Below are 21,853 nucleotides of genomic sequence, written 5' to 3' on the forward strand. Positions count from 1 at the left end.
AGGAGCGATTTAAATGTTCGAAAGGACAGACGGTGACGGTGCGGGACAGCTTGCGTTTGTTATACGTAAGTACGGTTACAACAAAGACATCGATTTGCAATTTGCGACCGTTACTGCGCCATTACCAGGTATAAAAATTAAGTTAGATAAAAGCGGTCTTGAGCTCGATAGTTCTGACGTTATAGTGTCGCATACCTTAACGGAACACACTCGTAAGTTAGTTATCGACGGCGTTGAAAAGACAGTTACAGTTCGGACAGCACTTAAGGCGAACGACCGAGTTGCTGTCCTCTCAATGGACCAAGTTTATTTCATATCAGACAAGGTGGTGGAGTAATTGGCATTAAGTCCACTGCAACAAAATGAAGAGCTAGAATTACCTATTGATGAATCATTAATACCAGCAGCACCTTCCAAAACATACGCGCTTGGTACCGAAACAATCGGCGGATTTATCGACGACGAAGCGGCACTGCGTCAGTTTATTGCGAAGGCGGTCCGGACGGCTCGTTATCGATTTTTAATATATACAGACGATTACGGGTGCGAGCTTGACTCTTTAATCGGAGACGACCTTTCGCCTGAGTTGCTGCAGTCGGAAATTCCGCGCATCCTTCGCGAGGCTCTAATATATGATGACCGCATCCAGGACGTGGTTAATTTCGAAATCACTCGCGAGAGCGACAAGCTTTACGTAAATTTTAGCGTGATTACAACGGACGGAACGAACATAACCGAGGAGGTGACGTTTTAATGGCGCAATATGAAAATGAAACAAATGACGTAATTTTGCAGCGGATGCTAGAGCGGATTGCCGACGATGTTGACACACGGGAAGGCTCAGTCGTTTGGGATATGTTATCGCCTGCATCGCTAGAACTGGCGCAAGCTTATCTCGAATTAGACAATGCGCTTACCTTCGGATTTGCAACGGAAGAGACACCGTCTAATTTCCTCGATCTGCGAACGGCCGAACTCGGCGTAACACGTAAGCCGGCTGTCAAAGCGGTCGGTCAAGTCACATTCACCGGCACGGACGGCATTATTGTTGCTGCAGGTACGCGCGTCAGTACAGACGAAGCTGAGCCGGTGTATTTCGTTACTACTGCGGATGGCACAATTAACGGCGGAACAGTGACGGTTGCAGCTGAAGCAGAGGTCGCAGGCTCAGCCGGAAACGTAGCCCAAGGTCGAATCGCCATTGCGCTGGGAGATGTGTCTGGCGTAACGGCAGTAAGTAATGCGGAATCATTTGACGGGGGTACAGACTCGGAGTCGGATGAATCTTTACTTGCGCGTTATTACGATAAAGTACGTAAGCCCGCAACGTCAGGTAACGCACATCACTACGAGCAATGGGCGAAAGAAGTTGCCGGAGTGGGCGATGCGAAAGTTTATCCGTTAGCAAACGGGCCAGGAACGGTCAAGGTCGTATTGCTTGACGTAGAAAAGACGGCGCCACCGACCAACATCGTAACTGACGCGGCAACTTATATCGAGAGTGTACGGCCAATCGGAGCAACAGTAGAAGTAGTAGGCGCAACTGAAACTGTGGTAAACGTGTCAGCAACCTTGACGCTTTCTGAGGGGGCGACCGTTGAAGAAGCGCGGAATGAGTTTGAATCGATATTGCAAGATTACCTAAAGACGCTTGCCTTCATTGACCCGATCGTACGTTACTCGAAGATTGCGAGTTTGTTGCTCGACGTAACAGTTGTGCTCGACTACGCAAATCTAACGGTCAATGCCGGTACAGCTAACGTAACTATTGCAGACGGCGCGGTGGCTGTTGTCGGGACGGTGAGTTTCGCATGAAGTTTCTCGGAACAGAATTAACGCGGAACATCGAACGCGATATGTTCGATTACATGCCGAAAGAATATGAGGATTACCGGGAGTCACGCGCCATTATACAATCGGAAGCTGCGGAATTTGAGTCGCTTAACGCGCAGATTACAGATGTTCTAGCGCAATTCTTTATCGACACGGCGACCTGGGGGCTTGCGAATTGGGAGCAGCTGGTTGACGTACCTACCGATCCGACCAAACCGTTAAATCAGCGAAGAAGCGTAATAAAGTCGAAACTGCGCGGTATCGGAACGGTATCAGTTTCGCTCATCAAGAACGTGGCGGAATCATATGCAAACGGAGAAGTTGATGTCGTGGAAGAGTCGGCGAACTTTACCATCCGTATTAAATTTGTCAGTACGCTTGGCGTTCCGGAGAATCTTGCGGATATCCAAAAGGCTATTACCGATATTATTCCGGCGCACCTTGCGATTAATTTTGAATTTACGTACGTGCTTTATAGCCAACTGGAAGCCAAATACGCGGACTATAATGCGGTAGTGGCGAGCGGTTTGACTTACGAGCAAATACTAACTGACGGAGGTGCTTAATGAGTACACCAAATTTAAATCTACCAAAGATAAGCGGAAATATGAGTGCAGACGTTGTGCGTGATATGAATGCGTTGGCCGATGCTGTTGATTCAAACGCGGCTAATGCGGCTGACGTTGAATCACAATTGGCGGAGAAGGTGCCATATGTAGGGATGGATAAAGCCTTAGATATGAACGGAAATGAATTGCTGAATATTTACCGGGCGAATTTCCTTTCTGGCACAATGAAGCTGTTCGGAAATTCTTCTACGGATAAACTCCAGATTTCTATATACGATGCCATAGGCAATTATCTGGATTATGTCATGACTATGAGTAAGACAGGAATCATGACCTTGCCGAGGAATCCTATTGTAAGGACCATCCGTAGTAGCACTTTATCTGTATCGAGTGGCGTTGACACCCGTATAACCTTTGACAACCCTACCGAAGACAGACAAGGAGAAATGACTAATCAGAGATTTACACCGAAGGAGAACGGAATTTATTTACTGAGGTTGACCCTAAATTGGTCAGGCAGTGTAAACGGTCATATTTATGTCAAGCCGATCAGCGTTAATACGGGAAGTGTCATCAATCTCATATATGCAGGACACACAGACCGAGTATGTACGGGCATTGCTACTTTAAACCTTCCAGCTAACACGCCAATCGAATTCTATGTTCATCACTCAGGTAGTCAAGCCTATACTCTGAACACCTGTTATATGGATATTGTCAAAGTGGCTTAAAAGGAGGATTTTACATGTTAAATTCTGTTTTAAAGAGATATCCCTCTCTTACACCTAACGATGTGGTTTTAAGGGATGACGGAGAAGGAGTTTATGTTCATTATTGGAATTCACAAGAACCCCAACCGACTATATCCGAATTATTAGCCTGGCAAAAGGAAGATGAAGAACTACCTAAACAACCAACGGACCAGGACCGTATTGTCGCTTTAGAAGAAGCTTTACTACTACTAATGTTGGAGGGTTAACTAATGTATTCATTTTTGTTAAATATGTGGATTATGAATAAAGTTGATGAAACTTACTTGCAGGGGCAGATTCAAAAATCACGGATTACACAACAAGAGTATGAAATGATTGTCGCTACACCTCAATTAACTGAAGAACAGTAAGAAGATGATATAGCGGCCATATATTTGGTCGCCTTTTCTTTATACTAGCGGAAGGGAGGACGTAAAAATGGAACCGGAAGTACTCAAGTATTTTATTACGCAAGGCCCATTCGCGCTTCTGTTCATTTGGCTTTTATTGCGGTCGGAAAAGAGGAACGAACAGCGTGAGACTGACTATCGTAACGAAATTAGCGAAATGCGTAACGAAATGAAAACCGAACGTGATGAATGGCGAGACGAGCGTTCACTTTGGACAGAGACGCTAAGCAAGTTCAGCGAAAAGTACGATGTTGTTATAGATGAGTTGCGGGACATTAAGCGGAAATTAGGGGGTGGACATTAATGTCATTTCATTTTCAGAAACTGCCGAAGTTTAAAAACTTACGCGGAAAGACGAAGCATAACGGCTGGTATAAAGTTTATAGCCCGTCTGTTAAAACGGACATAGCGATTCACCACTCGTTAACTAAAACGGGAAACTCTGCGGCATTTGCTAATTATCATGTAGGAACGTTAGGGTGGCCGGAAGTTGCATATCACTTCGTTATCTTGAAAGACGGTACGATCGAATGGAATCACGACTTGGGCGTCCTGAGCTATCACGTAGGAGATTCAAATAAATTTTCGGTAGGCATTTGCTTAGTCGGAGATTTTCGCACGGAGGAACCTACGGATGAACAAAAATTATCGCTGTATCTACTTCATGAAGCGCTAAAGAAGGATTTACCGAATTACAAATGTACACGCGGTCATAATGAATTCCCTGGATACGCGTGGAAACAATGTCCGGTGTTTAATTATAAAGCGGTTATTGCGAAGAAACCAGTTGCACAAGCGTCGAAACCGGCGCCAAAACCGAAGGAGGACGATGACATGCTCGAAAAAGCTATCGTTATTAATGCGTTTCCGGACTTTGCTATTGCGGAGGTATTAGCGGCCAGAATCAAAGCGCCAATTTATACACGCAGCGCATTACCAGCCGGAAAAGTTGCGAAAGAACTCTACGTTGTAGGAGGTACAAAGGACGGCCTACAAGCGGACAAAATCGTCGCGTTAACCGGTAAAGACCGTTTTGAAGTTGCCGAAAATGTGGCGAAGTTTTTAAAATAACGGAAAGGGTGAGCGAATAATGTTTGACAGAATTAAGTTTGAATACGTGTTTGCTTTCGTTATCGTGACGGTGATTTCCGTAGCGTTGTTTGTATTTCGCGAAAATAACGACGTTGTAAACCAGCTAATCGTTGCGCTGATTGGCGCGCTTTCTTCAATAACTGCGTTCTTTTTCGCTAAGCATAATCCGAACAAGTAACGAAATTATTTGCGATGGTCATGCGAAATTTAGAATCTTTCGTAGGGCTATTGCGTACATATTGAAACCTTTTTTAAAAATTCCCGTATAATTGGATTATATATAATAGGTAGGTGAAATTTATGTTTGATTTCATTAAGAGCGTAGCTGAAAAGCTTTTAGATTATGATACTAATATAACAGACTACGAAAAGATGGAAAATAAATATAAAATTAATCGAAAGAAATTAATTCTAATAGCCTTTTCGCTTTTAGTATTAATAAGTTTTAACTCGGCAATTTCATTCTTCCTCACACATGATTTTGCAGGTTTTCATGGACATTTCACAGTTGGAACTTTATTAGTATTACTTGTCGCTGTATTTATTTTCCGTCAGAATCATATCCAAAAAGTAGCGATGTTTATTGGGTATATTATCCTTCCGGTGTTTATCTCAATTTCACTGATAAAGGTATACTATGAAGGTTTTAATATCATTAACTTATGTGTTTCTATCTTTTTGATCTCTTTTATGTTATTGATGTATAGCTCTGCATATATGTTTGTTAGAGATAAATTTACAATGGGGGAACCGGTTGAATTAACTTTTATAATTGCGGATAAAGACCCTTTAAAAGCTAAACTAATTTCTATCACTAAAAGCGGTGATTACATAATCAAGATAGACGGAGAAGAGGATCAAGAGATTTTACTAATTAAAGATCATATTTTGCAGATTATTTACAAAAAAGCAAGTGAACAATCCTAGGAAAATGGTATAATACGGTAAAAAGGCGGTGTTTATTATGGGCTTCTTTAAAGACGCGATGAAAAAGCGCATTGCACTTGACGTATTAGCAGGCGGTAATAATCTAACTAATAAACAACTAAGCGTGCCGGTAAGTAAGGCGGTATTAATACAAGGAGATCAGCGTGGTCACGTAACTATCCAAGTACCTTTCGCTTCTAAGTCTCAGTTTATCCTCGACGGAATAGAGTGGGAAGAATCCGCAACTCGAAGTGCTGGCAAAGCAGCTGTTGGTGCCATTGTTGGCTCTCTCGCTGGTCCAGTCGGAACTATTGCTGGTGCTGCAATCGGCGGACGCAAGAAGGACAATTCAAAAGCCTTCGTATATTTAATTAATCCGGAGACAAACGCGGAAGTTACAATCCATATTCGCTGCGACCAAAAGACTTATACAGAAATTTCTTCCATGATCTGATGGAATTAAATGCCCCAGCAAAGTTCTGTTAGGGCATTTTTCTTTATTTTTGAACAATATCACCGGTTTCCGAAAGTATTTCTAAAACCTTGAACTTACCCTCAAATAAATTCTCCTCAACAGAATCTCCGGGCTCTGCTCCCCAATAATCTTTGGCTTTTCCCTCAAGTTCTTTTATGTTTCTAAAGTTTTCTGGTCTAATGTGCAAGTGCGATTCGTCAGTACTGAATACTTTGCCTGTTAATTCAAGTAAAATAAACTGACGATCAACATCTAATTGGGTTTTCCAGTAAATAATATCTTCAGCCTTTTTCATTGGCACGACCCACAAACATGTTTGTCGGGAAGGTAATTCAGGGAAAAGCTTGCTACGAATATCTTCGAAAACATATTCTCTTAGCATCTTTAGTCCAATCCCCATATCGTACATTCCAGGCTCTTGGTTCTCGTGCAGGTATCTATAATATGGATTGAACCCTTGGTCAACTCCTGCTGTTCCTTCAAAACCTACTTTGAAGGGAGATGTCTTCTTCCACTCAGCGAATGATTGAATATGTACAAAAATTTCTTTATTTACCTCTCTTAGCACTAATTCACACCTCGATGTTTTTTAATCTTATTGTATTTGAATATTTTCCAGCAGTCTACTAATCTATGGAAACGAATACGCAGCTAGTTCCGTGGTAAAATTAAAGGCGAGGTGAATTACGTTGTTCATATCGCCAATGCTATTACAAAAATCGGAGGAGCCGTTCGACAATTCGGACTATATTACCGAATTGAAGCTCGACGGCATCCGCTTAATATATTCCGTAGACACAGCCGGCAAAGTCCGCCTGTATTCGCGACACAATAATGAGATAACCGCAAAGTTTCCGGAGCTGCACTCGCTCGACCTTCCGCCCGGTACCGTGCTTGATGGTGAGTTGATCGTAACTGACAGTGCAGGCAAGCCGGACTTTGAAGCGATGATGAGTCGGTTTCAGTCGAGCAAATCGACCGCGCCTGTTAGTTTCGTAGTTTTTGACGTCCTTCAGCGCGAAGGCGAGCGCGTAACTGGCATGTCGTTGCTTGAGCGTAAGGAATTGCTTGCGGACTTGGTGCCGACTGACTCTGGCTTGCTTTCGAAAGTTCAGTTCGTCGAAGGCCACGGTGCTGCTTATTACAACGCTGTGCAGGCGCAAGGACTTGAAGGCATCGTCTTGAAGCGAAAAGACTCCCGATACCAGGTCGGCAAGCGATCGGACGCGTGGCTGAAGGTGATTAACTACCAATACGCCGATGTTTACGTTACTGGATACCGTACAAAGGAGTTCGGATGGTTGCTCGCTGATGACGGAAAGTACCTCGGCGTAATGGAGCTCGGTGTGCCTCCGCATGCAAGAGCGAAGGTTTACCGGGCTGAGGTCCGCGAAGAAACGGCTGACTTTGCGTATTTGGCTGATCCGGTTAAATGTCGTGTTAAATTTCGTAATTATACCAAGGCGGGCTTGTTGCGTCTGCCTAGTTTCGTAGAGTGGGTTTAATCGCCCGCTCTTTTTTCTTTTACTGCATTTTAAATGCTGTTAATATATGGATAGTATAGTTGGAATCTTTAAATAGAGGGAGGTAAATGATGTTTTCAATTACAAAGGCAGACGAGTTGGTAAAATCAATTCCTTATTCAATAAATGTTAAAAATAACCGGAAAGATGGTTTTACTGTCTTTTTAAATCCTTACTTAAAAAAAGAATGGATGATGGTAGTAACAGCAGAAGATCATTTATTTGTAGTTATTAATGTATTAAAAGATGACATTGATTTAATGGAAATCTCAAGTATTACTAAAATCCCTATTAAGAAAAGAGGAAAAACTTGTTTAAATTTAAATAAAAATTGTGATCACATTAGGTTAAGGATTTATGAGGATGATGATATATTTGATTTTAGTGGCCCTCAATTTAAAGAATTTATATTGATACTAAAAAGCTCTTATGAAAAAAGTGGATGGGTCGCAATATAGCGGCTCTATTTTTTTTGTAGATAAAAGAACGTATGTTCGGTTATAATGATGATAACAATAAACGGCCTAAGTTAAATTTAGCCGTAAGGAGTTGATCGTTATGGCAATCCGCGATAGAGGCAAGATGAAGTGGCAAGGCGCATTTTTCATGCCTGAGCACGTAAAGATGCTGCGAGAGATCGAGCGAGATATGATGCGGATGCAAATGCCGTTACTGGACGAATATCAAATCGAGGAAATGGAGCGGCAAGTCTGCGAGGCGATGGAGTTTGCGCAGCAGGTAAAGTTAACCGTTTGGCGCGACGGATTCACTTACGATGAAATAGGGCGCGTGCATTACCTGGAGCCGATACATAAGGAAGTTCGGCTGAAAACGGAGCTGGGAACGATCAGTCGGATTAAATTTGCGGACATTATTAACGTAGAAATTATAGACAAGGCTTGACCCTTTCGCCTATAATGAAACCGTAAGAGACGAACGGAAACCATATCGACAAATAGGCGAAGACTGTGTATGCGGGTGATTGACCGTTGACCTTATCGGTTGATTGAACGGATTGACCTACCGAAAATACATAACGGTCTTCAAAACCGCTTGTGACCACCGTGTGTGGTCAGCTGGGTTCGATTCCCAGGCGGTCCCGCCAAATATACATATAATTGCCGCATAGTGGGATGCTGTGCGGTTTTTTGTGCCTATCTATATGTGATAAAACATATTAAATAATTGTTTGCGTAATCTATGCATTGTGAGGATGCGTTGATGATAGACTTAAGATAGTTAAAAGGGCCTGTTGCTATAAAGACCAGTGGCCACTTTAAAATAGGAGGAAGTAAGTTGATGGATAGTAATGATATATTAATCCGATTAAGATATGCGTTAGAAATCAAAAATAGTGAAATGTCAGAGATCTTTAAACTTGGAGGAGTAGAAGTGTCCGTACCTGATGTAGTAAAGATCCTGAAAAAGTCAGATGATGAAGAAGAGAATGGCAGCCAAATAAAATTGACAAATAATATGTTAAATTCATTTTTGAATGGCTTCATTATTTATAAAAGAGGTAAACAAGAGCCAAAATCAGGTCAAAATAATACGCCAGAACCATCCAAAGAAAATACTGCAAATGTAAACAATATCCTTTTAAAGAAAATCAAAATTGCCTTATCTTTAACAACAGAGGACATGATAGATGTATTCAAAAAAGCCGGATTAAACGTATCAAAAGGAGAACTCGGAGCGTTTTTAAGAAAAGAGGGACATAAAAATTATAAAGTATGCTTAGACAATTTTGCCAGAAACTTCTTAAAAGGTCTAGCGATCAAGTATAGGAGTTAAGGAAGAAAAGAATTGGAGTGATACATATAAAAATAGCCTATAAAGCAAAGCTGTCTGAGATTATTTAAAAAGTTAATAGTACATCAAAATTAATTTAACTTTAGAAAGTATAAATGGACTCCGCCAAAATTAAAAACGAGCCTCAGAAATGGTTGAGGAGGCTCGTTTTTAATTTTAGTGCTTGACCAGGTATGCGTTAATCGGTAAATGACTGCGGGAAAGGCGCTGATCATCTAGTAAACCTTTTTTCTCTGCTTATTCCTCATACTCTTTATATAGATTAACAACACTCTCCGCCATTTCCCCCACACTTTTCCTAAGCGAAACAGGACTTACAATTTTAATCTGATCCCCAAACCCAAGTATATACTCCCTTGCCTCTTGTTCAGTATCAAAGCAAAGACTTGCTGAAATCCATCCATCATCCTTAGGGCTATCCATGTGCATCACCTGTACAAATCGCCCAGTAAAATTAATCCGCTGAATAATGGACGGAGACATCTCCACTTCTACCTCAAACCGAGGCAGACTGCTAATGAATTTCTGCTTCGATTCCTGCCAATAGCCTGAGAGATCAAAGTCATTCGGTCTGCTGAAGTTCTCATTAATCAATTCGGCATCCAATATTCTTGAAACACGATAGCTTTTTATCTTCTCATCAGAAGCAGCTATGAGATACCAAGTGTTCCCTTTAGCGACCAGACCTAATGGATCAACAATTCTGTCGCTCGTTTGTTTACCTGCCTTCTCGTATTGAATTTGAAGTTTTTTTTCTTCCCATACCGCCTGCTGGACTATTCCAAATGACTTCATTTCCCGTGGTGTTTGTCTCCACGTGCTGGTGTCTATATGAATCCGATTGGAAATGTCTTTAACATCCTTTTTCAGGGGAGCAGGAATGGCCGCGAGGAGTTTCTGGCGTGCTTCTTTCCATTCCTCACTGATTCCAAGGTCCGCAAGATGCTCGAAAGAAGGGGATAGAAGCAGTGTTTTGATTTCATCTGCTTTTAAACCTGTAAGATTTGTTCTGTATTTTTCAAGCAGTTTCCATCCGCCAAATTTTCCGCGTTCAGCAAGGACAGGAATGCCTGCAGCACTTAATGCTTCCATATCCCGGTGTATGGTCCGCTCTGTTACCTCCAATTCTTTTGCCAATTCCCTTGTGGTCATTCTTTCGTTATTTTGAAGCAATAATAATATAGAAATGAGTCTGTCTGCCCGCATTCTGTTCACTCCTGGACAATAAAAATGTTAAATATGACATTAGATGTCAACATTAATGATTATAGTATAGATATAACACAAAAGGGGGCAGATAGGAATGATATCATTAAATGGCAAGGTAGCATTGGTAGCCGGAGGAACAAGGGGAGCTGGCCGCGGCATTGCCATGGAACTGGGAGCTGCAGGTGCGACTGTGTATGTTACAGGCCGTACGACACGAAATCAGATGTCGGAATATGGCCGCAAGGAAACCATTGAAGAAACAGCTGAATTAGTCAGCGTACTTGGCGGTAAAGGTATTGCTGTCCAAGTGGATCATCTGATACCTGATCAGGTGCAGTCATTGATTGAAAGAATTGAGAAAGAACAGGGGAGGCTGGATATCCTCGTCAATGATATATGGGGAAGCGAAAATTTGATGGAATGGGATATTCCTGTCTGGGAGCATTCCCTGGAGAAGGGGATGAGAATGCTTCGTCTGGCGATTGATACGCATATTATCACAAGTCATTATGCCCTCCCGCTCCTGATCAAAAATAAAGGCGGATTAGTTGCCGAAATCACAGACGGAACAGAGGAGTACAATCTAAATCGTTACCGTCTGTCTCTATTCTATGATTTGGCTAAAAGCTCGGTTATCCGGATGGCCAAAGCGTTGGCACATGAACTTGCTCCTTATGATTGCACAGCGGTTGCTGTTTCACCCGGCTGGATGCGTTCGGAAATCATGCTGGAGGTGTTTGGGGTAACAGAGGAGAACTGGAGAGATGCTGCCGTTAAGGAGCCTCATTTTGTGATCTCTGAAACACCAAGGTATATAGGAAGAGCGATTAGTGCCATTGCAAAAGATCCAGATAAAAAACGGTTAAACGGCGGCTCCTATTCCAGTGGCCAGCTGGCTAAAATGTACAACTTTCAAGATCTGGACGGTTCGCAGCCGGATGCCTTCAGATATCTGGTGGAGGTCCAGGAGGCGGGGAAACCGGCAAATGCTGAGGGATATAGATAGCTTTTCATTGGAAAACTCCTTTGCAGAACTTCTGCAAAAGGAGTTTTTTAATATGTCTAAGGGAACACGATTTTCTTATCCAAATTTTGGTGAATAATATCGCTTTAATCGTTATAATAAAGCCAGGTATATAAATAATTAGGCATATATAGAGGGGAGAATGGTCTTGATCATCCCAGTAAAAAATAATCCCATTTTACCAGTGACGATTAGAGTAAAAGACATAGAATCCATCGTTAACTGGTTCGAACAGCATCAGCGATCCTTATATGCAATTGGCTGGTCCTATCTTGGGAATCAACGCAAGATAGAGGAGCTTTTTTATCTGGCCATTTTACAGGTGCATAAGGAGCTGCCTAGGTTTAAAAGCAGCACATCTTTCGAAATATGGGTTTTATCTATTTTTATCCATATCTGCAGGGAACTTTCTCTTAATAAAAGTTTACAAGCTTCGGAGGAAAGTGATTCCCATCAAAAGATATTTCATGAATTTCAAAAGTTAATAGAGAAGGAAAGAGAAGTACTAGGTTTAACATACATAAGAGGACTTTCAAAGGACGAAAAAGCACAGCTTCTTCAGGTTTCTTCCGAACAGGTTAAGGAGCTTTTATTATCAGGACTTCAGTCACTCAGAAACGGAATGGGATATGGAGAGCACTATCACGGCTGTAATGAGTACCAAAAGCTTTACGTTGATTATCTGGAGAGAAACCTCGAACGGCCAGCAAAAATTGATTTTGAAATGCATATCTATCATTGCCAGGACTGCCAGGAGGATTTAGCAGCCTTACAGGAAGTTATGGTGGGCTTTACTGAAGCGATTGAGAAATTCCGTGTACCTGATGGTTTTATTGGAAATATCAAAGAACGAGTTGCACAAAGGGAAAGGCATATTCAGCAAAAGAACAATAAACGTAAAAGAAATGGCATAATTGCCGCAAGTATATTCGTTCTAGCCATTTTTGCAGGGATTTTTTCAGGTGTCTTTTCAAAGCTTTATTACACCTGGACAGAAGAAAATCAGGAGCTGCGTGCCTTTCTGCAGGAGGATGTGGGTGAAAGGCTGAACCTGGAAGCAGAAAGTGGTGGGGTGAAAATAAAGATTAAGAGTGCGATTGCCGATGATACTCAGACCCTTATTTTTTATGAGATAGAAGATTCAAAAGAAAACAATCAATATATGATTAACATTGATGATGGCGTTTTTATAGAGAACGAACGGGAGATCATGGTGGCAAACACCTTTCCAAGGTACTTCCCTCCTGATACTGAGATGGAGCTTAATAATAAGGAAAAGAACATATATCATGGGAAGATAAGCCTTAGGCCGCTGAAAGAGGATACAGGTAAAGTTAAACTCAAAATAAATAAGGTTATGAAATTAAAACGTAACCCCTCTGATTCCTACGTGAATATGGTGCCGGAAGAAGGGGAATGGAATTTTGAAATTCCTGTCACCAAAAAGCCATCCACCGAATATGCGTTAAATGAAAAAATCGAACTTGAGGGAGTTCCGGTTCGGCTGGATAAACTGATCCTTGCTCCAACAGCGACAATTCTGCAATATAGCATAAATAATGAACAGCCAGCGAAGCGAATTGAAATTATTAATTTTAATGATCTTGAAGTTAACAATAAATTTTTGAAAGCTGATCTATATGGAAATTCTTATGTGCATAATCAGCCAGACATAAATTGGAGCATTTTCCAGGCGAATTTTGAACCTCTTTTTGAAAAAGAAACAAATGAGGTTAAGGTTCAATTTGGCAGTGTGTATTTATCAATTGAAGATCATAAAACAATTAAACTTGATGCTTCCAAGGAATACCCTCAAACCTTTAAATATGCAGGCAGCACCATCACCATTAATAAGGTGGAAATAGGTCAGCCGTCCACAGTTATCTTCAGTAATCATGAAATTAAGAACCGAGCGTATGAATCGCTTCATTACTTTATTGAGACTGAGCAAGGGGAAAATTCAATGGAGGGAGACTATGAAGGAGTCATTGTTGATAAAAATGGGAAAGAATATGATATGAATAAAATCACAACAAAAATTTACGAAGAAATGGAACAGCCCCGCCACTTCTTTACTGTTCAAAGCGTGAAATTACCTGGTAATAAAGTAATTCCTAAAAGCTTAGATATTACAGGATATAATACTACTAAATATTTGGATGATGTAGTAGAGGTTGAGACAGAGCTTATTGTAAAAGATAAAGCAGGAACCCAATAAGGGTTGCCTGCTTTTTTACTTCACCAAAATGGAAACTATTGCAAAATACGTGTGTATAGTGTATATATAGTATATACACAATATATTAGGGTGTGAAATAATAACTTTGATCCAAATGTAACAATAATAATGGCACTTATTTCGAGATGAGGGATTGGCATGCAAATCATTATTTCCAACAGTTCAAAGGAGCCGATTTATGAACAAATTACGAATCAAATTAAATCGTCTATTTTAGCAGGTGATCTGCAAGAGGGTACTGCATTGCCTTCCATACGTCAACTTGCAAAAGATCTGCAAATTAGTGTAATAACGACAAAGCGTGCCTACGAGGAATTGGAGAAGGCGGGCTTTATCTATTCCATTGTGGGAAAAGGTTCTTTTGTCGCAGAGCAAAATCTAGAGGTAATTAGAGAGAAAAAACTGAAGGTCATTGAAGAGCAGCTGAGTGCAGTCATTACCAATAGCAGAGAAATTGGCCTGACTTTCGATGAACTGCAGGAATTGATGAAGATTTTATATGAGGAGTGAGAAGATGGAAAATGTAGTGGAGTTAAAAAATGTAACGAAACATTTCAAAGATTTTTCAGTTAAAAATATTGATTTGCAAGTGAAGCAAGGCTTTATAACAGGGTTTATCGGGGCAAATGGGGCTGGTAAGTCGACTACCATCAAAATGATGATGAATCTGTTAAAGCCGGATGCCGGGGAAATAAACATTTTTGGGCTGGATTACAAGAATCATGAGAAGGCGATCAAGGAGCGCCTTGGTTTTGTGTACGATGGAAATGTATTTTTTGAAGGACTGAACTTAAGAGATATCAAACGTATTGTAGCACCAGCCTACAAACACTGGGATGATGAACTGTTTGATCAATACATTGAAACATTCGGATTGCCTCTTAATAAAGCAATTAAAACCTTCTCAAAAGGAATGCAAATGAAGGCATCCTTAGCAATAGCACTTTCACATCGGGCGGAGCTGATTATTATGGATGAGCCAACAGCAGGTTTGGACCCCATTTTTAGACGCGAGCTGCTGGATCTTTTACAGGAATTGATGATCGATGGCAGCCGTACCATTTTCTTCTCTACGCATATTACAACAGATTTAGATCGGATTGCAGATTATATAGCTTTTATGCAGGGTGGGAAACTGGTTTTTAATCAGTCCATTCACGACATAGCTGAAAACTATGCACTTGTTAAAGGCGGATTGGACCTCCTGGATCGAGACACGGAAAAAGACTTTGTCCATATTCATCGTGCACCAACGGGATTCCAGGCCTTAACTGCCAATGTCAATGCGGTGAAAAATACGTTCGGAAACACAGTTGTCATTGAACGCGCTTCTCTGGAAGATATTATGTATTCCTTTAAAGGGGGCGTACACCATGTTTAATTTAATCAGACGTGATGTTATCCTCCAGAAAAGACAGCTGTTAATCTTTATTCCTTTTATCTTATTCTTTATTATAATGGGGGCTCAGCCTGCTCTAATTTTTCTGGTTGCCAGTATCTTCATTCCATTTAACACTTATGCTTATGATGAAAAAGCAGAGACCAATATATTGTTAAATTCCTTGCCTTACACACGCAGGGAAATTATCGCATCGCGCTATCTTGGTGCACTCCTATATATGATTCTTTCAACTGGGATCGCAAGTTTGGCTTTGCTGGCTTTTAATAAACCTTTTTCCATTACTGATATTGCAATTGGCAGTGGCTTATTTTTATTATTTGCTGCGTTTACCTTCCCGTTATTTCATCTATTTAAATCAGGCTATATTACTACTGTCGTTCTTATAAGTTTCCTGCTTTTAACATATCTAACTGGGCCTATTGTGTCGTTTATTAACGAAAACCTAACGGTGATTACAGATTTTATTTTCAGTCTATCCACCCAGCTTTTATATATGGGAGCAGCAGCTGTAATCTTAACTTTCTATGCGGTTTCCTGGGGAGTTACTACAGTTATTTATCAGCGAAAAGCATTCTAAGTCCGAATATGGAGCGGGAGAAAACAAGTGCCTGCCCCGGTTGGTTTTTAAAACTGGGGCAGGCACTTTTGGAGATTTTTCTTACACACCGGTTTTTTCAATAAAAGGGGCAGGGAACTTATCATTTTTCATTTTCCTATCCTAAACACCATCGACGCCACCAATTCTTCCCGTATCTTCGTAATATGCCCCTCCATCAACTCCTTCGCTCTATCCCCATTCCCAGAGGCAATAGCCAGATAAATTTCCTTATGCTCTTCCATTGTATCCTCGTAACGAGAGGGATCCTTAAAGCGATGATTCTGTGTAGCCTTAATGGTATCTTCCATATGTCCTTTGAGGGTATGTATCAATTCAATGAAAATCGAATTATGGGTAGCCTCGGCAATCCCAATGTGGAAGTCAAGGTCGGCTTTTAACCCTAACACCGGGTCTTGTTTGGACAGAGCCATATGATTCAAAGCTATACGCAGCTTCTCCAGGTCTACAGAAGTGGCTCTTTTGGCAGCAAGGAAGGAGGATTCGACTTCCAGTGCACGCCTGAGCTCCAGCATTTCATATACTAGCGGATTTTCTACTTTGACAGCTGTGATGATTTCCTCTTTTCTTGAATGGACATCTGAGACTTTAACGTAGCTTCCGCCTCCCTGGCGGATATCGATGAGCCCGTTCAGTTCCATGGTTCTCAGGGCTTCTCTGATGGTTGTCCGGCTGACATTAAATTGGCCTGCCAATTCTCTTTCTGAAGGCAGTCTTTCACCCGGTTTGAGAGTTCCTCCTAAATAGCATTCTATAATTTTATCTACTAAAACCAGATAGGTCTTTTTTTTCTCCGACATTCCCCGTAACCTCTTTTCAAAATAGGCCTCATTCACTTTTCTAAATGTAACAGACCTAAAATCTATTAATCAATAATGAAAAAATAATTAAATTAATAATTGAATTTTTCTGATAAGTTAGTATAATTGACTTAACTTGTTGGACCAATTATACCATTGGTTTGACCAAATTTTCAGCAGAAGAAAGAAGGAGTATAGGATGGAAACAGCTAGTATGAGCCTCGTACATGCTTTAAAGGAGGTTCTTTCTGAGCAGCAGGTAACAGAAAATCAGACAGTAAGAGAATTGCATGGAAGGGATGAATCCTACCATAAGGAGAGCCTTCCTGATATTGTGGTTTTTCTTGAAACAGCCCAGCAGGTCAGTGAAGTTGTAAAGCTGGCAAACCAATATAAAGTTCCCATCGTTCCTTTTGGTCTGGGATCCAGTCTCGAGGGGCATGTCATACCTTACGAACATGGAATTACGATTGATTTTTCCTTAATGAATAAAATCCTCGAAGTGCGTGAAAATGATTTTCTTGTCCGTGTACAGCCTGGTGTGACACGCACGCAGCTTAATAAGGAATTGAAAAAATATGGATTGTTTTTCTCTGTGGATCCGGGAGCGGATGCTACGCTTGGCGGAATGGCGGCAACCAATGCCAGCGGAACAACATCGGTCAAATATGGAGTCATGCGTGATCAGGTGCGTGATATGGAAGTGGTTCTGGCTGATGGGTCGATCATACATACAGGAAATTTAGCTGCTAAATCTTCATCGGGATACCATTTGAATGGTTTATTTGTTGGTTCTGAGGGGACGCTTGGCTGCTTTACGGAATTGACATTAAGAGTATATGGAATTCCCGAGAATGTGATGGCTGCAAGAGCCTCATTTCCATCCTTGAACGATGCGGTTGAAGCGGTTGTATCCATATTACAGGCAGGTGTTCCGATTGCCAGGGTGGAGCTTGTCGATGAACCATCCATGAAGCAGGTGAACCTGTTCAGTGAAACAAACTATAACGAAAGTCCAACACTCTTTCTGGAATTTCACGGCAATGAAGCCGGCTTGAAACAGGATGTCGCATTCACAAGAGAAATAGTTGAGGACCACCGTTGCCTCGATATTGAATTTGAAACAGATAATGCCGCAAGAAATCGTTTGTGGGAGGCCCGGCATAACCTTGCTTATGCTTATATCCACGGCCATCCCGGTAAGAAAATGATGGTGACTGATGTATGCCTTCCGATTTCAGAACTTTCTGGCGCTATCAGCCATGCCAGGGAAGCGGTAGATTCACTGGGGCTTCCTGGAGGCATCGTCGGTCATGTGGGAGATGGAAATTATCATACACTTCTCATGATTGATATGAGTAACCCGGATGAGGTGGCTAAGGCAGAAAAGTTCAATGAACAAATTGTCCTCTATGCTCTTGAGCGGGGCGGAACATGCACAGGTGAGCATGGAGTGGGTGTAGGCAAGCAGAAATATCAGCAACAAGAACATGGGCAAGCCCTGCAAGTGATGGAAAAAATCAAACAGGCACTCGATCCAGAAAACCTTTTTAATCCAAATAAAATCTTAAAGACTAAAGAAGGAGCGTGATGATATGAAGGTATTAGAAGCGGTCAGTACCATTGCCGGAAAATATTTTGCCGTGTGGGTTATCTTAACATCGGTTATTGCCTTTATGTTTCCAGACCCATTTTTGGGATTGGGGGGCTATATCACCATCCTTCTCGGCGTCGTCATGTTTGGAATGGGGCTTACACTGAAGGCAGTCGATTTTAAAATCATCTTTACCAAACCACTGCCTGTGTTAATCGGAGTTTGTGCACAGTTCATCATCATGCCGCTGGTCGCTTTCGTCATTGCAAAACTGTTGAATTTGCCGGCGGAATTGGCAGCAGGACTTGTTTTGCTTGGGTGTGTACCTGGGGGAACGGCTTCTAACGTTATGGTGTATCTGGCAAAGGGAAATGTACCGTTATCCATCGCTATGACTTCCGTTTCAACTCTATTGGCACCGATCATGACACCGCTCCTTCTCCTGATGCTTGCCGGCCAATGGATGCCGGTTGATGCTGTAGCCATGTTTATGTCTATTGTCCAGGTTATCATTGTACCGATTGTTCTAGGTCTGGCCATCAAGAAATTCTTCCCTGTGGCCGTTGAAAAAAGCTTAACTATATTACCGCTTATTTCGGTAGCAGCTATTATCACAATTGTAGCTGCAGTCGTTTCAGGCAATTCAGCAACCATTGCCGCATCTGGGCTTCTGATTTTTACAGCCGTCATGCTTCACAATGGATTCGGACTCCTGCTTGGCTATTTTTCAGGAAAAGTGCTTGGGCAGGATGAAGTAAACCGAAGAGCGATTGCCATTGAAGTTGGAATGCAGAACTCCGGTTTAGGTGTTGCACTTGCAACTGCACACTTTGGTCCATTGGCAGCACTTCCAAGTGTGCTGGCAGCTGCCTGGCATAACATTTCAGGGCCGATTCTTGCGACTTATTGGTCGAAGAAACCTGCTGTAAAAAGTGAAGCAGAAACGGCAGTTAAGCCAGTTGAAGTGAAGCTATAGGTATGGATTTAGGTGTCTGGCCCTTAAAGATTAAGAGGGCAGGCACCTTTTTTGTACCTATCGAAAACAATCTAAATAGTTTTATAGGCTATTGACAACGTTTACAAATAATACTAGAATTGTGACATAACAAGTTAACTATGGTGGAGAAACGGAGAACCCATGCTTTTTTGCACTTCCATTCCTGGAAGTGTTATTAAAGTATGGGTTTTGTTTTTTTAGCAGTTAATATTGTTGTCAAATCTATCTTAGGGGGAACCTAAATGTTTAAACTGTTTAAGCCTGCTCCCCCAATTGAAAGATTGCCTGAAGAACAAATTGATTCTGAGTATAAAAAACTTAGATTTCAAGTATTTCTGGGAATTTTCATTGGTTATGCAGCGTATTATTTGATCCGGAAAAACTTCTCACTGGCCATGCCTTACTTTATTGAAGAAGGTTTTTCCAAAACTGAACTTGGCTTTGCGCTATCTGCTATTTCTATTTCCTATGGCATCAGTAAATTTGTCATGGGGACCTTTTCAGACCGGAGCAATCCAAGGATGTTCCTGCCTGCAGGGTTAATTCTATCTGCTATTATTTCTTTATTAATGGGGTTTGTTCCTTTCTTTACTTCGTCTGTTGCTATTATGTTTATTATGCTTTTCTTAAATGGCTGGTTCCAGGGAATGGGCTGGCCGCCATCTGGCCGTGTTCTTGTACACTGGTTCAGCATCAATGAAAGAGGAAACAAAACAGCCATTTGGAATGTAGCCCATAATGTCGGCGGGGGGCTGATGGCACCTCTTGCCGTGGCGGGTGCAGCGATGTTCGCAGGCATAGCCGGAAGCTCTTCTTCAGGCTATGAAGGTGTATTTATATTACCTGCACTTGTAGCTATTGTTGTTGCATTCATTGCCTACTTCCTCATTCGTGATACTCCTCAATCGGTTGGGCTGCCATCCATTGAAGAATATCGCAATGATTATCCAAGTAAAACCAAGAAAACTTTTGAAACAGAATTAACAACAAAAGAAATTCTTTTCAAGTATGTATTAAATAATAAATGGGTTTGGGCCATTGCTATTGCAAACATTTTCGTTTATTTCGTCCGCTATGGTGTACTGGACTGGGCACCAACTTATTTGAGCGAAGAAAAAGGGTTCGATATGAGCAAGTCCAGCGTAGCCTATTTTCTATATGAGTGGGCGGGTATACCAGGAACACTATTATGCGGCTGGATCTCAGATAAGTTTTTCAAAGGGCGCCGTGGTCCTGCAGGCTTTGTGTTTATGCTGGGAGTATTGATCGCTGTTCTTGTTTACTGGTTTAATCCTGCAGGAAATCCAACGATCGATATGATTTGTTTGATTGCGATCGGTTTCCTTATTTATGGACCGGTAATGTTAATCGGCCTTCAGGCACTTGATTTCGTTCCTAAAAAGGCTGCCGGAACTGCAGCAGGATTAACTGGATTGTTTGGTTACCTCGGAGGTACTGTAACAGCTAATGCGTTAATGGGTGTTATCGTAGATGCATCTGGATGGGATGCAGGATTTATGCTGTTAACCGCATCTTGTGTCCTTGCAGCCATCATATTCGCTGTAACGTGGAATGTCCGTGGTCAAGAAGTAGTTAAAAATCAGCATTAAGATAAAAAAGAAAGTGTCTAATCATTTGGCACTTTCTTTTTTTATGCTCAAAAATGCGTTAAAAGGTAAATGAACTAAGGTAATAAGCATCTTTCTCTTAAAAGAAATCCTCTTTGTAAAATTATCTTGACTAACAGCAAATTATGGAATATATTTTAATTAACAATTAACAAAATGTTAATTAAAAATGAGGTGAACAAAATTGAAGAATAAATATATTACCCCAGACGGTTATACAAGTGATATAGCGGTTTTTACAATTACATCTAAGCTCTCGGGAGAATATAAACCTCCAAAAAAAGAATTGAAAATCATGCTGATTAAAAGAAGCGAGCTGGACCATGATGGAAATCCAAATATGGAAGCAGGAAAGTGGGCACTCCCGGGAGGATTTGTACGTCCCAATGAGACAGCGTTTCAGGCAGCAGAGCGAAGGTTAGCCGAGGAAACCGGAGTGGAAGGGCTGAAAATAAAGCATTTTGGTGTCTATGATTCTCCTGGCCGGGATCTGCGGGGATGGATTATGTCTAATGCACATTATGTCATTGCAAATGAAGCGGCATTAAGGAGCCGGAAAAAGACTTATGATGCTTCTGAAATTGGGCTGTTTACTCTTGAAGAGGCACTTGAACTTGATCTTGCATTCGATCATCGGACCATTATGGATGATGCACTTTGGTTTATTAAAAAAGATATGGCACTCACAACACTTGCTAAGCATTTTCTTCCGGAGGAATTTGTGCTTTCTGAACTTCAGGGCGTCTTATTGACAGTTTTGGATGATCCTTCGATCTCGACTGATGCTGCCTTTTTCAGAAAAGCACCGACACTTCCTTTTATTGAAGCGGTATCTGAAGACGGGAAGCCTAAGAAATCGAACCGATATTCCAAGACGCCGGCTCAGCTTTATCGATTTAATGACTTCCAGCCGATTGTGTCCGTGTATAGAAATAAGCTGCAAGGGTGAAA

The 21,853-nt window shown here is 41.5% G+C and carries 28 protein-coding genes; 25 read left to right on the forward strand and 3 right to left on the reverse strand.

The window, feature by feature from the left end; translation table 11 throughout:
- Positions 1-13 precede the first annotated feature (13 nt).
- The 12 genes from A361_RS10910 to A361_RS10960 all read left to right on the forward strand — a co-directional run bounded on the left by A361_RS10910 (position 14) and on the right by A361_RS10960 (position 6,037).
- Positions 14-337, forward strand: a complete 324-nt coding sequence (locus tag A361_RS10910) for a DUF2577 family protein (protein ID WP_019381945.1) — start codon at positions 14-16, stop codon at positions 335-337.
- Positions 338-754 carry a DUF2634 domain-containing protein gene (locus A361_RS10915; RefSeq protein ID WP_019381946.1) on the forward strand — a complete coding sequence of 139 codons (417 nt, stop codon included), beginning with the start codon at positions 338-340 and terminating at the stop codon, positions 752-754.
- A complete protein-coding gene (locus tag A361_RS10920; protein ID WP_019381947.1) occupies positions 754-1,815 on the forward strand; it encodes a baseplate J/gp47 family protein in 1,062 nt (353 codons plus the stop codon). Before A361_RS10915 ends, A361_RS10920 begins: the two co-directional genes overlap by 1 nt.
- Positions 1,812-2,399: a YmfQ family protein gene (locus A361_RS10925; RefSeq protein WP_019381948.1), complete on the forward strand. Its 588-nt coding sequence runs from the start codon at positions 1,812-1,814 to the stop codon at positions 2,397-2,399. The genes A361_RS10920 and A361_RS10925 overlap by 4 nt, the downstream gene beginning before the upstream one ends.
- The gene (locus A361_RS10930; protein WP_019381949.1) at positions 2,399-3,133 is read left to right on the forward strand and encodes a hypothetical protein; all 735 of its coding nucleotides are present in this window, start codon (positions 2,399-2,401) and stop codon (positions 3,131-3,133) included. Before A361_RS10925 ends, A361_RS10930 begins: the two co-directional genes overlap by 1 nt.
- Positions 3,134-3,147: 14 nt before the next feature.
- Positions 3,148-3,381, forward strand: a complete 234-nt coding sequence (locus A361_RS10935; protein WP_019381950.1) for an XkdW family protein — start codon at positions 3,148-3,150, stop codon at positions 3,379-3,381.
- Between the two features lie 3 nt (positions 3,382-3,384).
- Positions 3,385-3,525 (forward strand): hypothetical protein, encoded by a 141-nt coding sequence (locus A361_RS29905; protein ID WP_019381951.1) that lies wholly within the window; start codon positions 3,385-3,387, stop codon positions 3,523-3,525.
- Positions 3,526-3,592: 67 nt separating this feature from the next.
- On the forward strand, positions 3,593-3,868 hold the full coding sequence (locus tag A361_RS10940; RefSeq protein ID WP_019381952.1) for a BhlA/UviB family holin-like peptide: 276 nt from the start codon (positions 3,593-3,595) through the stop codon (positions 3,866-3,868).
- Positions 3,868-4,635, forward strand: coding sequence for a peptidoglycan recognition family protein (locus A361_RS10945; RefSeq protein WP_019381953.1), 768 nt, complete (start codon positions 3,868-3,870; stop codon positions 4,633-4,635). Before A361_RS10940 ends, A361_RS10945 begins: the two co-directional genes overlap by 1 nt.
- 19 nt (positions 4,636-4,654) lie before the next feature.
- Positions 4,655-4,834, forward strand: coding sequence for a hypothetical protein (locus A361_RS10950; RefSeq protein WP_019381954.1), 180 nt, complete (start codon positions 4,655-4,657; stop codon positions 4,832-4,834).
- A gap of 122 nt (positions 4,835-4,956) precedes the next feature.
- Complete coding sequence (locus A361_RS10955) at positions 4,957-5,583, forward strand: hypothetical protein (protein ID WP_019381955.1); 627 nt, start codon at positions 4,957-4,959, stop codon at positions 5,581-5,583.
- 37 nt (positions 5,584-5,620) lie between these two features.
- Positions 5,621-6,037 (forward strand): hypothetical protein, encoded by a 417-nt coding sequence (locus A361_RS10960; RefSeq protein ID WP_019381956.1) that lies wholly within the window; start codon positions 5,621-5,623, stop codon positions 6,035-6,037.
- Positions 6,038-6,080: 43 nt separating this feature from the next.
- Here the strand turns inward: A361_RS10960 and A361_RS10965 are convergent, their stop codons facing one another.
- Positions 6,081-6,626, reverse strand: coding sequence for a DUF2441 domain-containing protein (locus tag A361_RS10965; RefSeq protein ID WP_019381957.1), 546 nt, complete (start codon positions 6,624-6,626; stop codon positions 6,081-6,083).
- Between the two features lie 121 nt (positions 6,627-6,747).
- On the opposite strand from A361_RS10965, the gene A361_RS10970 reads away from it, so the two are divergent.
- The 4 genes from A361_RS10970 to A361_RS10985 all read left to right on the forward strand — a co-directional run bounded on the left by A361_RS10970 (position 6,748) and on the right by A361_RS10985 (position 9,375).
- On the forward strand, positions 6,748-7,563 hold the full coding sequence (locus A361_RS10970; RefSeq protein ID WP_019381958.1) for an RNA ligase family protein: 816 nt from the start codon (positions 6,748-6,750) through the stop codon (positions 7,561-7,563).
- A gap of 86 nt (positions 7,564-7,649) precedes the next feature.
- A complete protein-coding gene (locus A361_RS10975; protein ID WP_157888532.1) occupies positions 7,650-8,039 on the forward strand; it encodes a hypothetical protein in 390 nt (129 codons plus the stop codon).
- 100 nt (positions 8,040-8,139) lie between these two features.
- Positions 8,140-8,484 (forward strand): YolD-like family protein, encoded by a 345-nt coding sequence (locus A361_RS10980; protein WP_019381960.1) that lies wholly within the window; start codon positions 8,140-8,142, stop codon positions 8,482-8,484.
- 396 nt (positions 8,485-8,880) lie between these two features.
- A complete protein-coding gene (locus tag A361_RS10985; RefSeq protein WP_019381961.1) occupies positions 8,881-9,375 on the forward strand; it encodes a DUF1456 family protein in 495 nt (164 codons plus the stop codon).
- A 255-nt stretch (positions 9,376-9,630) separates the two neighbouring features.
- Here the strand turns inward: A361_RS10985 and A361_RS10990 are convergent, their stop codons facing one another.
- A complete protein-coding gene (locus A361_RS10990; protein WP_019381962.1) occupies positions 9,631-10,599 on the reverse strand; it encodes a helix-turn-helix transcriptional regulator in 969 nt (322 codons plus the stop codon).
- Between the two features lie 97 nt (positions 10,600-10,696).
- On the opposite strand from A361_RS10990, the gene A361_RS10995 reads away from it, so the two are divergent.
- The 5 genes from A361_RS10995 (at position 10,697) to A361_RS11015 (ending at position 15,844) form a co-directional block, all read left to right on the forward strand.
- A complete protein-coding gene (locus A361_RS10995) occupies positions 10,697-11,608 on the forward strand; it encodes an SDR family oxidoreductase (RefSeq protein ID WP_019381963.1) in 912 nt (303 codons plus the stop codon).
- A gap of 160 nt (positions 11,609-11,768) precedes the next feature.
- The gene (locus A361_RS11000; protein WP_236888023.1) at positions 11,769-13,844 is read left to right on the forward strand and encodes a DUF4179 domain-containing protein; all 2,076 of its coding nucleotides are present in this window, start codon (positions 11,769-11,771) and stop codon (positions 13,842-13,844) included.
- 159 nt (positions 13,845-14,003) lie between these two features.
- Entirely contained in the window at positions 14,004-14,375 is a 372-nt protein-coding gene (locus tag A361_RS11005; protein WP_009330543.1) for a GntR family transcriptional regulator, read from the forward strand.
- A 4-nt stretch (positions 14,376-14,379) separates the two neighbouring features.
- Complete coding sequence (locus A361_RS11010; protein WP_019381966.1) at positions 14,380-15,246, forward strand: ABC transporter ATP-binding protein; 867 nt, start codon at positions 14,380-14,382, stop codon at positions 15,244-15,246.
- A complete protein-coding gene (locus A361_RS11015) occupies positions 15,239-15,844 on the forward strand; it encodes an ABC-2 transporter permease (RefSeq protein WP_019381967.1) in 606 nt (201 codons plus the stop codon). The genes A361_RS11010 and A361_RS11015 overlap by 8 nt, the downstream gene beginning before the upstream one ends.
- Positions 15,845-15,972: 128 nt before the next feature.
- On the opposite strand, the gene A361_RS11020 is transcribed toward A361_RS11015, so the two are convergent.
- Positions 15,973-16,683 carry a FadR/GntR family transcriptional regulator gene (locus tag A361_RS11020; protein WP_019381968.1) on the reverse strand — a complete coding sequence of 237 codons (711 nt, stop codon included), beginning with the start codon at positions 16,681-16,683 and terminating at the stop codon, positions 15,973-15,975.
- 199 nt (positions 16,684-16,882) lie between these two features.
- Between A361_RS11020 and A361_RS11025 the strand changes: the two genes are divergently transcribed.
- The 4 genes from A361_RS11025 (at position 16,883) to A361_RS11040 (ending at position 21,851) form a co-directional block, all read left to right on the forward strand.
- Positions 16,883-18,274, forward strand: coding sequence for an FAD-binding oxidoreductase (locus tag A361_RS11025; protein WP_019381969.1), 1,392 nt, complete (start codon positions 16,883-16,885; stop codon positions 18,272-18,274).
- Positions 18,275-18,278: 4 nt separating this feature from the next.
- Positions 18,279-19,253, forward strand: a complete 975-nt coding sequence (locus A361_RS11030) for a bile acid:sodium symporter family protein (protein ID WP_009330538.1) — start codon at positions 18,279-18,281, stop codon at positions 19,251-19,253.
- A 263-nt stretch (positions 19,254-19,516) separates the two neighbouring features.
- Entirely contained in the window at positions 19,517-20,884 is a 1,368-nt protein-coding gene (gene glpT, locus A361_RS11035) for a glycerol-3-phosphate transporter (protein ID WP_009330537.1), read from the forward strand.
- Positions 20,885-21,086: 202 nt separating this feature from the next.
- On the forward strand, positions 21,087-21,851 hold the full coding sequence (locus A361_RS11040; RefSeq protein WP_019381970.1) for an NUDIX domain-containing protein: 765 nt from the start codon (positions 21,087-21,089) through the stop codon (positions 21,849-21,851).
- The last annotated feature ends 2 nt before the right edge of the window (positions 21,852-21,853 follow it).

This window comes from Cytobacillus oceanisediminis 2691 (genome assembly GCF_000294775.2).
In the GTDB taxonomy this organism is placed as follows: Bacteria; Bacillota; Bacilli; order Bacillales; family Cytobacillaceae; genus Cytobacillus; species Cytobacillus pseudoceanisediminis.

Excerpts from the sequence above, each read along its gene's own strand:
- A361_RS10910 (WP_019381945.1), top strand. The coding sequence starts at position 14 with ATGTTCGAAAGGACAGACGGTGACGGTGCGGGACAGCTTGCGTTTGTT.
- A361_RS10920 (WP_019381947.1), top strand. The coding sequence starts at position 754 with ATGGCGCAATATGAAAATGAAACAAATGACGTAATTTTGCAGCGGATG.
- A361_RS10925 (WP_019381948.1), top strand. The coding sequence starts at position 1,812 with ATGAAGTTTCTCGGAACAGAATTAACGCGGAACATCGAACGCGATATG.
- A361_RS10930 (WP_019381949.1), top strand. The coding sequence starts at position 2,399 with ATGAGTACACCAAATTTAAATCTACCAAAGATAAGCGGAAATATGAGT.
- A361_RS10935 (WP_019381950.1), top strand. The coding sequence starts at position 3,148 with ATGTTAAATTCTGTTTTAAAGAGATATCCCTCTCTTACACCTAACGAT.
- A361_RS29905 (WP_019381951.1), top strand. The coding sequence starts at position 3,385 with ATGTATTCATTTTTGTTAAATATGTGGATTATGAATAAAGTTGATGAA.
- A361_RS10940 (WP_019381952.1), top strand. The coding sequence starts at position 3,593 with ATGGAACCGGAAGTACTCAAGTATTTTATTACGCAAGGCCCATTCGCG.
- A361_RS10945 (WP_019381953.1), top strand. The coding sequence starts at position 3,868 with ATGTCATTTCATTTTCAGAAACTGCCGAAGTTTAAAAACTTACGCGGA.
- A361_RS10950 (WP_019381954.1), top strand. The coding sequence starts at position 4,655 with ATGTTTGACAGAATTAAGTTTGAATACGTGTTTGCTTTCGTTATCGTG.
- A361_RS10955 (WP_019381955.1), top strand. The coding sequence starts at position 4,957 with ATGTTTGATTTCATTAAGAGCGTAGCTGAAAAGCTTTTAGATTATGAT.
- A361_RS10960 (WP_019381956.1), top strand. The coding sequence starts at position 5,621 with ATGGGCTTCTTTAAAGACGCGATGAAAAAGCGCATTGCACTTGACGTA.
- A361_RS10975 (WP_157888532.1), top strand. The coding sequence starts at position 7,650 with ATGATGTTTTCAATTACAAAGGCAGACGAGTTGGTAAAATCAATTCCT.
- A361_RS10980 (WP_019381960.1), top strand. The coding sequence starts at position 8,140 with ATGGCAATCCGCGATAGAGGCAAGATGAAGTGGCAAGGCGCATTTTTC.
- A361_RS10985 (WP_019381961.1), top strand. The coding sequence starts at position 8,881 with ATGGATAGTAATGATATATTAATCCGATTAAGATATGCGTTAGAAATC.
- A361_RS10990 (WP_019381962.1), bottom strand. The coding sequence starts at position 10,599 with ATGCGGGCAGACAGACTCATTTCTATATTATTATTGCTTCAAAATAAC.
- A361_RS10995 (WP_019381963.1), top strand. The coding sequence starts at position 10,697 with ATGATATCATTAAATGGCAAGGTAGCATTGGTAGCCGGAGGAACAAGG.
- A361_RS11000 (WP_236888023.1), top strand. The coding sequence starts at position 11,769 with ATGGTCTTGATCATCCCAGTAAAAAATAATCCCATTTTACCAGTGACG.
- A361_RS11005 (WP_009330543.1), top strand. The coding sequence starts at position 14,004 with ATGCAAATCATTATTTCCAACAGTTCAAAGGAGCCGATTTATGAACAA.
- A361_RS11010 (WP_019381966.1), top strand. The coding sequence starts at position 14,380 with ATGGAAAATGTAGTGGAGTTAAAAAATGTAACGAAACATTTCAAAGAT.
- A361_RS11015 (WP_019381967.1), top strand. The coding sequence starts at position 15,239 with ATGTTTAATTTAATCAGACGTGATGTTATCCTCCAGAAAAGACAGCTG.
- A361_RS11020 (WP_019381968.1), bottom strand. The coding sequence starts at position 16,683 with ATGTCGGAGAAAAAAAAGACCTATCTGGTTTTAGTAGATAAAATTATA.
- A361_RS11025 (WP_019381969.1), top strand. The coding sequence starts at position 16,883 with ATGGAAACAGCTAGTATGAGCCTCGTACATGCTTTAAAGGAGGTTCTT.
- A361_RS11030 (WP_009330538.1), top strand. The coding sequence starts at position 18,279 with ATGAAGGTATTAGAAGCGGTCAGTACCATTGCCGGAAAATATTTTGCC.
- glpT (WP_009330537.1), top strand. The coding sequence starts at position 19,517 with ATGTTTAAACTGTTTAAGCCTGCTCCCCCAATTGAAAGATTGCCTGAA.